The sequence below is a fragment of the Pseudomonas sp. GW821-FHT04C07 genome (genome assembly GCF_059420325.1).
This window is the reverse complement of the sequence record NZ_JBWKTM010000025.1, coordinates 1-13,429: the sequence shown is the minus strand read 5'-3', so window position 1 is coordinate 13,429 and position 13,429 is coordinate 1. Positions and strand designations below refer to the sequence as shown.

Below are 13,429 nucleotides of genomic sequence, written 5' to 3'. Positions count from 1 at the left end.
ATGAAGCATTTTTGGTGCTGCCTGTTGCCGATCTGGCTGTTTTGGGCCGGCCCGACACCGGCCGCCGTCGACGCCAGTGAACATGACGCCTTCTGGCTATGGAGCGGCGTCAAATCGCAACCGGTGCTGGCCCAGGCCAAGACCTTGTACATCCTGCAAGGCCAGATCAGCGAATCGCAGCGCTATCCCCAGCGCGGCGCGCACTTCATCGCCCAGGGCATCGCGATTCCACGCCTGACCCAAGGCGAAGTCTGGGTAGTCTACCGCGCCCACACCTTGCGCTGGCCTGAAGCGGTCTACAGCCAACTGCTCGGACAGGTGCAACGCTGGCAACAAGCGGGCAATCCGGTCGTCGGGATCCAGATCGACTTCGACGCCCGCACCCGATACCTGGATGAATACGTCAGCTTCCTGCGAGACCTGCGCCAGCGCTTGCCTGCTCAGTACCGCCTGAGCATCACCGGACTGATGGACTGGAGCAGCCACGCCGACCCCGAAGTAATCGGCCAACTCAAAGGTGTGATCGACGAAGTGGTGGTACAAACCTATCAAGGTCGCCACAGCATCCCCAACTACAGCGCCTATCTGCCGCGGCTGAACCGCCTGGGATTACCCTTCAAGGTGGGTTTGATCCAGGGTGGGGAATGGGAGGCGCCGGGGTATTTGAAGGACAGTGAGTGGTTCAGGGGGTATGTGGTGTTTTTGCAGAATCGGTAGGGGGTGACCCGTAATACAAGCTAACAGAGTAGAGCCAGCCTTACCTTGACGAGCACCTGCCACAAATGCAAAAAACGCGCATCGCGAAGTTGATGTTTTAACTGGACCTCAATAGTTTTTTTATCAGACAACGATCGACGTCCGTTCCAACTCGACTTAGCATCGGCCCCACTAATCAACCCCGTACGCAGAGATTAAGTTCGCTGGCAGTTGGGGTGAAAAAACCGGCATCGGCCGGTTTTTTCGTTTCCAGGGATTGGAATTGTGCGTACTGCTTTCTTCGTCGATGGTTATAACCTCTTCTATGGCCTACTGGCTGGCACCCCTGAGGAACTCCTGGCGCATCAGTTCCCGCTTCGGGTGCCAACACGTAAAGCACCAGCAATCAAACCGGAGTATTGGTGAGCGCATTATCTGCAAACACTCACCATAGACTTAACGCTGCATTCCCCACCGCTTCACCGTCACCCGCTCCAGCGAATCGAACACCAGGTTCTCCACCAGCAACCCAATCAGAATCACCACCGCCAACCCGGCAAACACCTTGTCGGTATACAGCTCATTACGGTTCTGAAAGATGTACCAGCCCAGCCCGCCCTTGCCGCTGGTGGCGCCAAATACCAGTTCGGCGGCGATCAATGTGCGCCAGGCGAAGGCCCAGCCTATTTTCAGCCCGGCGAGGATTGACGGCAGCGCTGCCGGGATCAGGATGAACAGCACGAAGCGGATACCCTTGAGACCGTAATTTCGGCCGGCCATGCGCAGGGTTTCCGAGACGCCGAGAAATCCGCCATAGGTGTTCAGCGCCAGCGCCCACAGTACCGAATGCACCAGCACGAATATCAGGCTGTTCTGCCCCAACCCGAACCACAGCAGGGCCAGCGGCAACAGGGCAATGGCCGGCAACGGATTGAACATCGAGGTCAGGGTGCTCAGCAGGTCGCGACCGAACTGGGTCGACACCGCCAAAGTGGTCAAGGCGAAGGCCAGGACGATGCCGATCACGTAACCCTTGAGCAGCACCACGAGTGAAATGCCGACCTTGCCCAGCAACTCACCGCTGAGCAGGCCGTCGTATAGCGCACTGCCAGTTTGCAGGAAGCTGGGCAGCAGCAGGTCGTTGTTCTGGTAACGCGCGACCAACTCCCAGAGTACGGCCAGCAGAATCAGGATCAGGCTTTTGCGTAACCAGCCTTGTTGCCAGAGACGCTGACCGAGGGGCAGTTCACGCTCCGGCGGGACTGTCAGCAGCGGCTCCAGAACAACTTCGTATTCCTGGCGTACAGATGATGAATGGCTCATCGGGCTATCCTCTTGAAGCTCAATAAGCGATACGGATATCGGCGAAATTCAATTCGCGTTCGGTTTCAGGCGTCTGACTTTCGTCGAACAACAGCCGATGAATGCGCCGCGCCGATTGCTGGAATTCCACGCCACCGAGGCTGTGCAAGTCGTACTGATGACTGTGGATCTCCGCCCGCACACGCCCCGGATGTGGCGACAGCAGCAGGATCCGGTTGCCGACCACCAGCGCCTCTTCGATGGAGTGAGTGACGAACAGCAAGGTGAAGCGCACCTCTTCCCAGAGCAGCAGCAATTCTTCCTGCATCTTGCGTCGGGTCAGGGCGTCGAGGGCTGCGAAGGGTTCGTCCATCAGCAGGATTTTCGGCTGCATGGCCAAGGCCCGGGCAATCGCCACGCGGGCTTTCATGCCGCCGGATAAGGTGTGCGGGTAAGCATCGGCAAATGCCGCCAGACCGACCTTGTCCAGGTAGTGCTGCGCCCGTTCTTCAGCTTCTCGGCGCTTGAGGGTTTTGGAGGCGAGCAAGGGGAACATGACGTTCTGTTTGACGGTTTTCCAGGGAGGCAGTTGATCGAATTCCTGGAACACTACGATCCGGTCCGGCCCCGGTTGGCTGACCGTTTGCCCTTGCAGGCGGATCTGGCCTTCACACGGCTGGATGAACCCGGCGACCGCTTTGAGCAAGGTCGATTTTCCGCAACCCGAAGGGCCGAGCAAAACAAAACGGTCTGCCGGATCTATCTCAAAACTCACCTGGTGAGTCGCCCGAACGACTCGCTGCGCAGTGCGGTATTCCAGGCTGACGTTATCGACCGAAAGCAGCGCAGGAGCTGCTGCAATCGGGTTGCTGGCCGTGTGGCCTTGCAGAGGTGCATTCATTTCTGTCAGCTCCCTTGCAGCGGTTTTGCATCCTGGAAGAAGTAGTCCTTCCATGACTCGGGTTTGTTTTTGAGCGCGCCGACGCGGTAGAGGAAATCAGCCAGCGGGTAGGTGTTTTTCGGCGTCACGCTGAACTCGAACTGCGGGTTGTCGATAATTTTCAGCAAGTCGGCGCGGTCGATTTTTGCCTTGGTCACGCGGATATAGGTGTCGGCGGCCGCGCCTTTGTCGTTCTGGGCGAACTCGGCGGCTTCGGTCAGCGCTTCGATGAAGGCTTTGTAGGTCTTTGGGTTCTCGCTGCGGAATTTCTCGGTGGCGAACAGCACCGTCGGCGAATTCGGACCGAGCAGGTCGTAGGTATTGAGCACCACATGTACATTGGGGTTTTGCAGCGCCTGATCCTGGAATGGCGGGTTGGAAAAATGCCCGGTCAGTTCGGTGCCGCCGGCGATCAACGCCGCGGTGGCGTCGGGGTGCGGAACGGCGATGGTGTACTTGTCCAGACGGTTGAATTCCTTATCGCCCCACTGCTTGGCGGCGGCGTATTGCAGAAAGCGCGACTGTACCGAAACGCCGACTGCAGGCACGGCGATGCGATCCTGCTCGGTGAAGTCGGCGATGGTTTTGACCTTCGGATTGTTGCTCACCAGGTAGTACGGGAAGTTGCCCAGCGAGGCCACGGCTTTGACGTTCTGCTTGCCGTGGGTGCGGTCCCAGATGGTCAGCAGCGGACCGACCCCGGCACCGGCGATATCGATGGAACCGGAAAGCAACGCATCGTTGACCGCCGCGCCGCCGGACAGTTGGGTCCAGTCGACCTTGATGTCGACACCCTCTTCCTTGCCATGTTTCTCGATCAGGTTTTGATCGCGCACGACGTTGAGCAGCAAGTACACAATGCCGAATTGCTCGGCGATACGGATCTCGCCTTCGGCATGAGCTGCCGTCGGTGCGACAAGGCTACCGGCGAGCAGGCTCAACCCCAGGCCGATGGCGGTTGCCAGCCGACCGATTCGCGGCACGATTTGAATATGTTTGGACATGGTCACTCTCCGGAATGCGGTCAATCAGAACGGGGCATCGCCCTGGATGGTGGTGCGATAAAGCTTGCGTCGCAGATGGCTTGGGCAACCGGCGGCGAGGTGGATCAACGAGCGGTTGTCCCAGAACACCAGGTCGTGGGGCTGCCATTGGTGACGGTAAATGTTGTCGGGCAGCACGCTGTGGGCGTAGAGCTCATTGAGCAGTTGCCGACTTTCGTCTTCCGGCAGACCCACGATGCGAGTGGTGAAACCTTCGCTGACAAACAACGCCTTGCGGCCATTTTCCGGGTGGGTGCGGACGATTGGATGCACCACTTCGTTGACCTGAGCGAGCTGCTCCGGGGTCAGGGTCGGGCGCCAACTTCCTTCGAATCTGGTTTCGCTGTAACGCGCCGTGTATGAGTGCGCGGCCGAGCGCCCTTCGACCGCATTGCGCAACGCTTGCGGCAGGTTATCCCACGCTTTGTGCATATCGGCGAACAGCGTGTCGCCGCCTTCAGAAGGCAGTTCCTGGGCATGCAGCATCGAGCCCAGACTCGGCAGTTCTTTGTAGGAGAGATCGGAGTGCCAGAATTTGCCGGCGTCGCCCAGGCCGATGGATTGACCGTTCTGGATGATGTTGGAGACGACGAGAATTTCCGGGTGGCCAGCCAGCAGGAACTGCTTGAGCACGTGGATCTGCAACACGCCGAAGCGACGACTGAAGGCGATCTGTTGTTCGGGGCTGATGCGCTGGTCGCGGAACACCACGACATGATGATCCAGATGCGCGCGGTGAATGCGGGCGAAGTCTTGGTCGTTGAGTGGGCGGGCCAGATCAAGACCGATGATTTCGGCACCCACCGCGCCGCTGAACGGGCGAATTTCGAAGGATTGTGGCGCGATGCTCGCGGCAATCGCAGAGACAGAAAGTACAGACATACATCACTCCCACGCAAAGCACGCCCAGTGGCGCGCGTCGATCAGAAACTCACGGAGGTGTCCCGTGTTCGTTCATTTCGTGCGGCGCGCCGATTGGTCGGCCTGTACGCAGGAGGTTGACTTTATAGATATAAGAACAAGCATTTAAATACCGTTAGCGCATAACGATATGACCTGTTGAATGGCGCTCGATTGTTCCCATGCTCTGCGTGGGGATACATCCCGTGACGCTCTGCGTCACAGTGGACGCGGAGCGTCCATGGCGGCATTCCCACGTTCGGTACGAGGCGGTGGTAGACGTTCATCACGAACAGCGGCGCGGTCATGGCGATGATGTCGATCAGGAACTGGCAGCGATCGCGTCGGCGTACAGCCAGCGCGAACGCTAAGCTTGAGTGAGGAATCAATGACGTTCAGCGAGTGCGGTGGCAGTACCTGCAAAGGCTACTGTTAAGATGTACCGAACTGCCGCACCGAGCGTTCAAAATATCTGCTGGCGGGGGAACCTCAAGCGGTTTGACAAGTACCCGGGCAGTCACTAGTGTGCATTGGATCCAATAATTCCCACCCATTTCAGAAACAGGGTAGCGTCGTCGTGGCACAGAAGCCGAACCCTTTGAGCAGTATTACGGTTAACGGGCCAATACCCGCCCACCTCGCGCGCTCAGTTATTGAGGAAACCCTGCGTTCGGCTATCCTCGATGGTCGCTTGCCGTGTGGAACCGCACTTCGCCAGCAAGACCTGGCCGATCTGTTCGGGGTGAGTCGCATGCCGGTGCGTGAGGCCCTGCGACAACTCGAAGCTCAATCGTTGCTGCACGTTATCGCACACAAAGGTGCCATTGTCGCGCCATTGGTCGAGGGCGATGCCGTAGAAACTTATGCCCTGCGCATCCTCCTGGAATCCGAAGCCCTACGGTTGTCGATTCCCTTGCTCGACGCCGATGATTTCGCCCTGGCCGCGCGCTATATCGACACCCTCGAGACCGAAACCGATTACGCCGAAATCGGTACGCTCAACCGCCTGTTCCACATGACCCTGTACGGCAAGGCCAGCAACCGCCGGCTCTTGAATCTGGTCGAAAGCGGTCTGATCGAAGAGGAGCGTTTTCTGCGCTTCAACCTTGAGGCCATGGGCCTGGGAAAAATCTCCCAGGACGACCATCGCCACTTGCTTCGAAAAGCCGAAGAACGGGACATCGAGCAGTGTGTAAAAGCACTCGAGAATCACCTCAACCGAGGTGTCGAAGTCATTACCCGCTACCTGAACAGTCTTGATCCTCTGGGCAAAAAAGCGCCGCAGTGAAGCGCGCGGGGAAGGCTTTGCACACTCAAGACAGCAAGTGGCTGACCGTGTTCAACACCGATCAGCCCACCGACATCCGGTTGATTTGCTTCTCTCAGGCAGGGGCCGGCTCCGACCTGTTCTGCACTTGGGCGGGAGGTCTGAACGATCACATCGAACTGCTCACATTCACACTTCCCACCCATGGCGAACGCCAGGATGAAACACCCGACTCTGAATGGTCGCCATTGCTCGCGGACTCATTCACGGCACTCAAACCCTATCTATCCGAGCCGCATGCCTTGTTTGGTCATGGACTCGGCGCCATTTTGGCCTTTGAACTGGCCAGGCTGAGCGAAGCCCAGTGTCCTGGGCAGACCCGTCATCTGTTCATTTCCGGTCGCCGCAGCCCTGATAGCCCGCCTATATCGCCGCTCTTGCACTCACAGCCTTCGGCAGACCTTAGCCTGAACGTGCCGTTGACCGCCATTTGTGGCAGTGAAGACCCGCAGGCCCCGGTTGAAAGCATGGTGAATTGGCGTGAGTTCACTCGCCGCGAGTTCGAACTTATCGAGGTGACCGGCAACCATCTTTTCATCACGCCCCAGCGGCAGCGTCTCTTGCAGATCGTCAACACTCATCTCGGGCTGCTCAGCGAATAATCTGCAAAAGTCCTTCTTTTGCAGCCGCCTGCTGACACGTACCTCTGCAGTCGCCAGAAGCTGAGCACCAGCTCCCACTTCCAGCATTTAAAACCTCCTCTACCCATACGTCAGTGATAGCAGCGCCATCCATTTGGGCCCACTCTGGGTTTGTCGACTAAAAATGGACGAGCGGCGTGCGAATCTGCCCACACAGCCCTCGCGCAATGGACGAACAAAAGGAGGCGTGCCACAGGAAGGGAAGGATCGGGCTGCGGCCGGCCCCCCTCCTACACCATCAAATAACTCCAACTCACCAACCAGAAAGTTGCTTCGAGTGAGGCATTCACTCATTTATTTTAATTCTGACTTATATAAGCCGGAAGGAGCAACTTCATCTCGATAAAACTAATGCCAATAGTTTTAGTGGAACTTCTCGCCCCTGAAAAATTGCACCATTCAAATAATATAAAAAATACTTGCTCACTACTTATCCGTGTATTAATTTTTCTCCGCCGACATGAACTTGCCCAACACCTTCATGTCGGCAGATGATCTGCATCACCGGCATCGGAAGCTGAATCGCAATCTACAGCCAGGCCCACGCCATGGCGAACAAGGCTATCAACCCGGGCCTTGCCTTGCATAATCAGCCTCGACCTTAAAACCCCATCAACTTTTGCTTGAGGCACTTGTTCGCCCTTTAAAAAGTTAAAACCCGACTCAACACTATTTATAAAAATGTCATTAGCCCAACTCACACTAACAAGTTAGAGGCACCCCTATGAAAGCGAACAAAGAACTCCTTCAACTAAAAAAAGCAGAGCTGAGCGCGCACCCCATTTTTGCTGAAATAAACTCGCTGCCGATACTTCAACGTTTCATGGAAACCCATGTGTTCGCCGTATGGGACTTCATGTCGTTGACCAAACGTCTGCAACAGGAACTCACCTGCGTCCAGCTGCCATGGCTTCCTCCACAAGACCCTCAAGCGGCTCGGCTGATCAATGAAATCGTCTTGGGTGAAGAGACGGATGATCGAGTCGATCACGGTCATTACAGCCATTTCGAGTTGTACCTGGATGCAATGCGCGAAGTAGGCGCCAGCACCGTTGCGGTCGAACGCTTCGTGGCGCTGCAACGCGAAGGCGTGACCTACGACACCGCCCTGCAAAGTGTGGAGGTTGACCCGGCGGGGGCAAGCTTCGTCAGGCATACCCTGCACACGGCGCTGCACGCGCCGGCCCATAGCGTCGCCGCGGCATTTCTGCATGGTCGAGAAAGTGTCATCCCGCAAATGTTCCAGCGCATCCTCGACGATTGGGGCATTGGAATTGAACAGGCTCCGACCTTTCGCTACTACCTGGAACGGCATATCGAGGTCGATTCTGAAGACCATGGCCCAGCCGCGGAAAAACTCCTCGCGCGTCTGGTCGATGGCGACCCGCAACGCGAAGAGGACGTTTACACCGCCGCAATCGCCGCCGTGCAAAGCCGTATCGCACTGTGGGACGGCTTACGCTTGAGCATGCGTGAACCAGCCGTCGAGGTGAGCGCATGAACGCCGCCGACTACCAATCCTTCGCCGAGGCCTGGGAAGGCCGGGCAACCATCCGCACCCGCCCACGGCGCATGCTCGAGAACGATGACAAGCTGATCTATCCACTGAGCCGCCAACCCTTGGTCCTGGGCGAAACCTTTTTGCGCGAGTGCCCCGAGCAGAGGGATTTTGCTCTGGTACAAACGCTCTACAAATTCATCAACGATGTCGTGATCTTCGAAACGGAGATCGTCGACAAAACCGCGCGCAGCATTGCCAAAAATCGCTTCGCGGTGCCCTTCCCGTTCGCCTGTCGGTATGACGCCATGACCGTGGTGGTGGATGAGGACTACCACGCGCTGGTGGCGATGGACTTCATGCAACAGACCATCGCCATGACCGGCATCGCGCCAATAGAACTGCCGCGTGAAATCGAGCTGAGCCGAGCGATTCCCGCGGCATTGGCGCTGGCTCCAGAACATCTGCGCGCCGCCGTGGAGCTGATCTGCGTGGCGATTGCCGAGAACACCGTGACCAACGATGTCGCAGCATTCGCCAAGGACGACACAGTCAAGCAATCGATCAAGGGACTGATGGCTGACCACCTGCTCGACGAGGGCCGCCACTCCGGTTTTTGGGCGCGGTTGGTGCGGATCTACTGGCACGGCGCAACCGAAGCCGACCGCCAAAGCATCGCGCACATCCTGCCGGTATTCATCACCCATTACCTGACAAACGACATCCAGAAAGCCTTCGACTTTCAGTTGATCGAGCATTTGCAGATCAGTGACGCCGCAAGGCTGGCACTCAAGAGCGAAGTCTGCGGGCTGGCCTTTCCGATCAATCGCCACCACCCGCTGGTCGCCAATATCGTGCGGTTTTTCCGCAGCAGTTCGTTGCTGGATTCGCCGTGTGTGCAGGACGCCCTGAGCGCTTATTTGGTCTAACCGAGGAGAACATCATGAGACGTCTCGACATTCTGCTCATAGGCCAGAGCCAGGCCTTCAACGACTTGGCGCTGGAACTGGAACAACATGGCCACACACTTTCTCGTCTGACAGACAGTCGCGCCCTGAACGAGCAACCCGTCGGCGCCACCGACCTGCTGATCGACGACGGCAGCCTGACGATCCCGGCGCAACGTCTGCGGGACTTTGGCGACTGCGCGCAGCTGAGCTTGCGACTGGGTGTGGGGGCGCCGAGCGAATCAGGCTTACCGCAACTCGAAGTGCTCTGCGGGTATGGCTCGGACGCTAACCAGCGTCTGATTACCCGGTTACCGGTGGCAGATGAAGCGTCAGGCAACGGCCAGGCGCTGCGTATCAGAGCCGTTGCCGAGCTGGTGGACAGTGTTGCCGTGCTGGTCAGTCGCTTCTCCCGCGATGCCGGGTATTTCCTGGATACCACATCGCTCGAACCTGACCGCCATGGGCATCAGGAAAACCTGCTGTCGCTGGAGCGGTTGGCCTACGAGCATCGGTTCAATCTCACCAGCCAACCGGACCTGTTGCTACGCGCACAAACCCCGATCATCGAAAGGCTCGAACAGAGCCTCAAGGAGTTCACCAGCCGGCCAGCGCTGAACATTGCAGGCACGCCCCTCAGCTATGGCGACCTGTACGCTCAAAGCCGAGCGATCCAGCAGCGATTACAGCCGCTGCTGGAGCAACACGGCTCCGTCGACAAGTCGCTGGTTGTGGGTATCTGCCTGCCGAAATCCAGTGCCCTTTACGCAGGTATCCTGGCAATTCTCGGCAGTGGCGCAGTATATCTGCCCCTTGAGCCGGGTCATCCGCTGCAACGCCAGCAGTACATCCTGGAGAATGCAGGTGCGGTGCTGCTGCTTCACGATGGTCAGCATGCGCTCAGCACCGAGATGCCCGGGCTGGACATCAGCCGCATCGACGCCTGCAACGCGGATCTCTCGCTACCGTTGATGCCTCGGCGCCCTGACAGCGACGCGCCCTGCATGGCGCTGTATACCTCGGGCACCACCGGCCATCCCAAAGGGGTGTTACTCAGCCAACGCAATCTGGCCCACTTCACCGCCTGGTACGCCACCTATGTACAGCTGACCGAACACAGTCGGGTCTTGCAGTTTTCGTCCCTGAGCTTCGACTCATCGCTGATCGATATCTTCCCCACGCTGATCCAGGGTGCCGAGTTGATCGTACCCAGCGATGATGAGCGTCGCGACCCGCTGCAATTGGTCGAGCTGATCCGCCGCCAGCAGCTCAGCCATGGGTTCCTGCCTCCGGCGCTACTGAGCATTCTGCCGCTCGACCAGCCGTTGGGTCTCGATCATGTGATGACCGGCGGCGACGTCTGCGAGCCCTACGTGATCGAACGCCTGACGCAACAATGTCGACTGTACAACCTCTATGGCCCGACAGAAGCCACGGTGCTGATCACCGCGCGGCAACTCCTGGCCGGCGACAACAACCGTACTCTAGGCGCGCCCATTGCCAACAGTCAGGTGCTGATTCTCGATGAAGACTTCCAGCCCGTTTCCGAGCTCACCGTTGGCGAGCTGTACATCGTCGGGCCGGGGGTCTGCCTGGGGTATTTGAATAACCCGCTGCAGACCGCCGAACGCTACCTGGACTTGCGCCTGCCCGACGGCCAAAGCCTGCGCGCCTACCGCACCGGCGATATGGCGAAGTGGACTGCCCATGGGATTGAGCTCTGCGGCCGGCGAGACAATCAGGTCAAGATTCGCGGCTTCCGGGTCGAGCCGGAAGAGATTGAACGGTGCCTGCGCGACAGCCATTTGTACCGTCAGATTGCGGTGGTCATCGATAGTAACCGGCGGATTCTGGCCTTTCTGGCCCAACCTGAGGAAGACCAGCCGGGCAGGGCCCGCGAAGCGTTGAAAGCACACGCGGTGCAGTTTCTGCCGGACTATATGCAGCCAGCCGCCTGGACCGAACTGGCGAGCATGCCTTACGCCAGCAACGGCAAAGTGGACCGCAAAGCGCTATTGGAACTACCCGTCAGCTTCCTCGAAAACACCCGGCGCCGACTGTCCGAGACAGCCGACGAAGCACAGTTGCTAGAACTCTGGGCCGAGCTGCTGGAGTTGCCGGCCAGCGATATTTCCACCGACGAAAGCTTCTTCAACCTCGGCGGCCATTCGATTCTCTTGTCGCGAATGCTCCTGCGTTTACGCGAGCAATTCGGGCGCAGCATCTCGATCAACCGCTTCATAGAAGTGCCGACCATTGCCAAGCTGGCGACACTGGTCAGAGGCAGCGGCACCGAAGAGGTGCTCAGCGAAAAGGCCATGGCCGATGCTTTCCGCGAACTGGATGTGCAGGTCTTGCCGGTCAGCCGGATGGGCGACGTGCACAAAGTGATCGTCACCGGAGCCAACAGCTTCGTCGGCGTACACATCGTCGAAGCGCTGCTGGCCTGGGGCGCGACCGAAGTGGCGTGCCTGGTGCGTGATGGTGCCGGGCAAACGGCCGCCGAGCGTTTTGCCCATTCCTTGCACGAGAACCGTCTGGAGCATCCGGATATGAGCCGGGTACGAGTCTACGCGGCGGATATCACCCGGCCTGAGCTGGGGCTTGCGCCCGAGGTTTACGAACGGCTCGACCGGGAGTTCGGCGCCTTGGTGCACAACGCCGCCAACGTCAATCACGTCATGGATTACGCGTCGCTGGCCCGGGACAACGTCGAGCCGATTTTCGAATGCCTGCGATTGTGCGAAGGGCGCAGCAAGAAGGTCTTCAATTTCGTCTCCACGCTCTCGGCCTCCAGCACCATCGACGCCAATGGCCGGGTCCTCGAACAGCCTGCTGCGCAGACGCCGCCGATTTACATCAAGAACGGCTACAACCTGTCCAAGTGGGTCGGCGAACGGATTCTCGAACGCGCTCGCGAGCGAGGGGTTCGGGTCAATCTCTATCGGCCGGGCAACATCAGTTTCAACAGCCTCACCGGTGTCTGCCAACCCCACAAAAACCGCCTGATGCTGATGCTCAAAGGCTCGATTCAACTGGGGCAGGTGCCAGAGTTCGCCCTGAACTTCGACTTGATGCCGGTGGACTTTCTCGCCCGTTTCATCGCCTTTCATGCCAGCCGCTATCAGCCCGAGCAGGCTGTGTTCAACCTGCACAACCCCGAGCCGCTGAGCTGGGACGCATACGTGGCGTCCTTTCGCGAGGCCGGCCGTGAGTTCCGCATGGTCAGCGTCGCCGACTGGCAACAGCAACTGGGCCAGGTCGACAGCGAAAACGCGCTGTTCGGTGTGCTGGGTTTTTATCTAAACGGATTCGAGGAAGACATCGGCGACATTTCGATGATCGGCCACGATAACGCCCAGGCCGGCGTCCGGTTGATGGGCGAGCACTACCCGCAAAAATCCCCTGCGCTGCTGCGCAAGGGCTGCGATTACCTGAAAGAAATCGACTTCATCTGATTCATCACCCCCAACCAAACTGGAGCACACCATGACTACTCTGCAACCTGACACCCTGATCAAAAATCCCCATGGCTGCCACGTTGTGTCCTCGGTAGAGGTTCCTGCCGACGCACCGCGTGTGTGGGACGTGGTCGGCAACTTCGCCGGCTTCGATAAATTCATCCCCGCGTTGTCGCACATCGAGATGACCGGTGAAGGCGTGACCTCGCTGCGCAAGAAGTTCTTCAAGGACGGTAATCTGGTGGTCGAGCAACTCAACTCGCGGGACGATCAGGCACTGAGCATGACCTGGACGACGATCTACAACACCTTGGGCGTCGCCAACCTGTGGGCCGCCATGACCGTCGAGCCGCTGGGCAAGAGCAAATCCCGAGCGACCTGGACCATCATTGCCGAACCGACTCAAGGCGGCGTCGATGCCTTGCCTGGCTTCAAGGACTTCGTTCAGGGCTTTGCCGATGACTCGATGAACAACGTGCTCAAACTGTTTGCCTGAACATGAAAAAGCCCGCTGCGGGTCATCCCCGCAGCGGGCTTTTTTTGCTTCAACCCAAAAACAAAACCCCTGTCTGCTCACGCAGACAGGGGTTTTGGAATTTAATCTTGACGATGACCTACTCTCACATGGGGAAACCCCACACTACCATCGGCGATGCATCGTTTCACTGCTGAGT

The 13,429-nt window shown here is 58.4% G+C and carries 11 protein-coding genes and 1 pseudogene; 8 read left to right on the top strand and 4 right to left on the bottom strand.

What is annotated here, in order from left to right:
- Entirely contained in the window at positions 1–717 is a 717-nt protein-coding gene (locus tag AC07UI_RS28855) for a DUF3142 domain-containing protein (protein ID WP_494995704.1), read from the top strand.
- Between the two features lie 264 nt (positions 718–981).
- Positions 982–1,056: pseudogene (locus tag AC07UI_RS28850) on the top strand (NYN domain-containing protein); the annotation flags it as partial.
- 96 nt (positions 1,057–1,152) lie between these two features.
- On the opposite strand, the gene AC07UI_RS28845 reads toward AC07UI_RS28850, so the two are convergent.
- From AC07UI_RS28845 to AC07UI_RS28830, 4 genes are read right to left on the bottom strand one after another with little or no spacing between them, the layout of a single operon-like run.
- Positions 1,153–2,019 carry an ABC transporter permease gene (locus AC07UI_RS28845; RefSeq protein ID WP_494995703.1) on the bottom strand — a complete coding sequence of 289 codons (867 nt, stop codon included), beginning with the start codon at positions 2,017–2,019 and terminating at the stop codon, positions 1,153–1,155.
- A 19-nt stretch (positions 2,020–2,038) separates the two neighbouring features.
- Positions 2,039–2,899: an ABC transporter ATP-binding protein gene (locus tag AC07UI_RS28840; RefSeq protein WP_494995702.1), complete on the bottom strand. Its 861-nt coding sequence runs from the start codon at positions 2,897–2,899 to the stop codon at positions 2,039–2,041.
- Positions 2,900–2,904: 5 nt separating this feature from the next.
- Positions 2,905–3,942 (bottom strand): ABC transporter substrate-binding protein, encoded by a 1,038-nt coding sequence (locus tag AC07UI_RS28835; protein ID WP_494995701.1) that lies wholly within the window; start codon positions 3,940–3,942, stop codon positions 2,905–2,907.
- Between the two features lie 24 nt (positions 3,943–3,966).
- Positions 3,967–4,863, bottom strand: a complete 897-nt coding sequence (locus tag AC07UI_RS28830; RefSeq protein ID WP_494995700.1) for a TauD/TfdA dioxygenase family protein — start codon at positions 4,861–4,863, stop codon at positions 3,967–3,969.
- A 595-nt stretch (positions 4,864–5,458) separates the two neighbouring features.
- Here AC07UI_RS28830 and AC07UI_RS28825 point away from each other — a divergent pair.
- The 6 genes from AC07UI_RS28825 (at position 5,459) to AC07UI_RS28800 (ending at position 13,251) form a co-directional block, all read left to right on the top strand.
- Positions 5,459–6,169: a GntR family transcriptional regulator gene (locus AC07UI_RS28825; protein WP_494995699.1), complete on the top strand. Its 711-nt coding sequence runs from the start codon at positions 5,459–5,461 to the stop codon at positions 6,167–6,169.
- Between the two features lie 17 nt (positions 6,170–6,186).
- On the top strand, positions 6,187–6,810 hold the full coding sequence (locus AC07UI_RS28820; RefSeq protein WP_494995698.1) for a thioesterase II family protein: 624 nt from the start codon (positions 6,187–6,189) through the stop codon (positions 6,808–6,810).
- Between the two features lie 763 nt (positions 6,811–7,573).
- A complete protein-coding gene (locus AC07UI_RS28815; RefSeq protein WP_494995697.1) occupies positions 7,574–8,350 on the top strand; it encodes a DUF3050 domain-containing protein in 777 nt (258 codons plus the stop codon).
- Positions 8,347–9,276, top strand: a complete 930-nt coding sequence (locus tag AC07UI_RS28810; RefSeq protein WP_494995696.1) for a diiron oxygenase — start codon at positions 8,347–8,349, stop codon at positions 9,274–9,276. The genes AC07UI_RS28815 and AC07UI_RS28810 overlap by 4 nt, the downstream gene beginning before the upstream one ends.
- Positions 9,277–9,290: 14 nt before the next feature.
- Positions 9,291–12,752, top strand: coding sequence for a non-ribosomal peptide synthetase (locus AC07UI_RS28805; RefSeq protein WP_494995695.1), 3,462 nt, complete (start codon positions 9,291–9,293; stop codon positions 12,750–12,752).
- 31 nt (positions 12,753–12,783) lie between these two features.
- Positions 12,784–13,251, top strand: coding sequence for an SRPBCC family protein (locus AC07UI_RS28800; RefSeq protein ID WP_494995694.1), 468 nt, complete (start codon positions 12,784–12,786; stop codon positions 13,249–13,251).
- Positions 13,252–13,429: the final 178 nt, after the last annotated feature.

Bases quoted from the DNA above. Each gene is read 5' to 3' on its own strand.
- AC07UI_RS28805 (WP_494995695.1), top strand. From the start codon at position 9,291: ATGAGACGTCTCGACATTCTGCTCATAGGCCAGAGCCAGGCCTTCAAC.
- AC07UI_RS28840 (WP_494995702.1), bottom strand. From the start codon at position 2,899: ATGAATGCACCTCTGCAAGGCCACACGGCCAGCAACCCGATTGCAGCA.
- AC07UI_RS28845 (WP_494995703.1), bottom strand. From the start codon at position 2,019: ATGAGCCATTCATCATCTGTACGCCAGGAATACGAAGTTGTTCTGGAG.
- AC07UI_RS28810 (WP_494995696.1), top strand. From the start codon at position 8,347: ATGAACGCCGCCGACTACCAATCCTTCGCCGAGGCCTGGGAAGGCCGG.
- AC07UI_RS28830 (WP_494995700.1), bottom strand. From the start codon at position 4,863: ATGTCTGTACTTTCTGTCTCTGCGATTGCCGCGAGCATCGCGCCACAA.
- AC07UI_RS28800 (WP_494995694.1), top strand. From the start codon at position 12,784: ATGACTACTCTGCAACCTGACACCCTGATCAAAAATCCCCATGGCTGC.
- AC07UI_RS28855 (WP_494995704.1), top strand. From the start codon at position 1: ATGAAGCATTTTTGGTGCTGCCTGTTGCCGATCTGGCTGTTTTGGGCC.
- AC07UI_RS28815 (WP_494995697.1), top strand. From the start codon at position 7,574: ATGAAAGCGAACAAAGAACTCCTTCAACTAAAAAAAGCAGAGCTGAGC.
- AC07UI_RS28835 (WP_494995701.1), bottom strand. From the start codon at position 3,942: ATGTCCAAACATATTCAAATCGTGCCGCGAATCGGTCGGCTGGCAACC.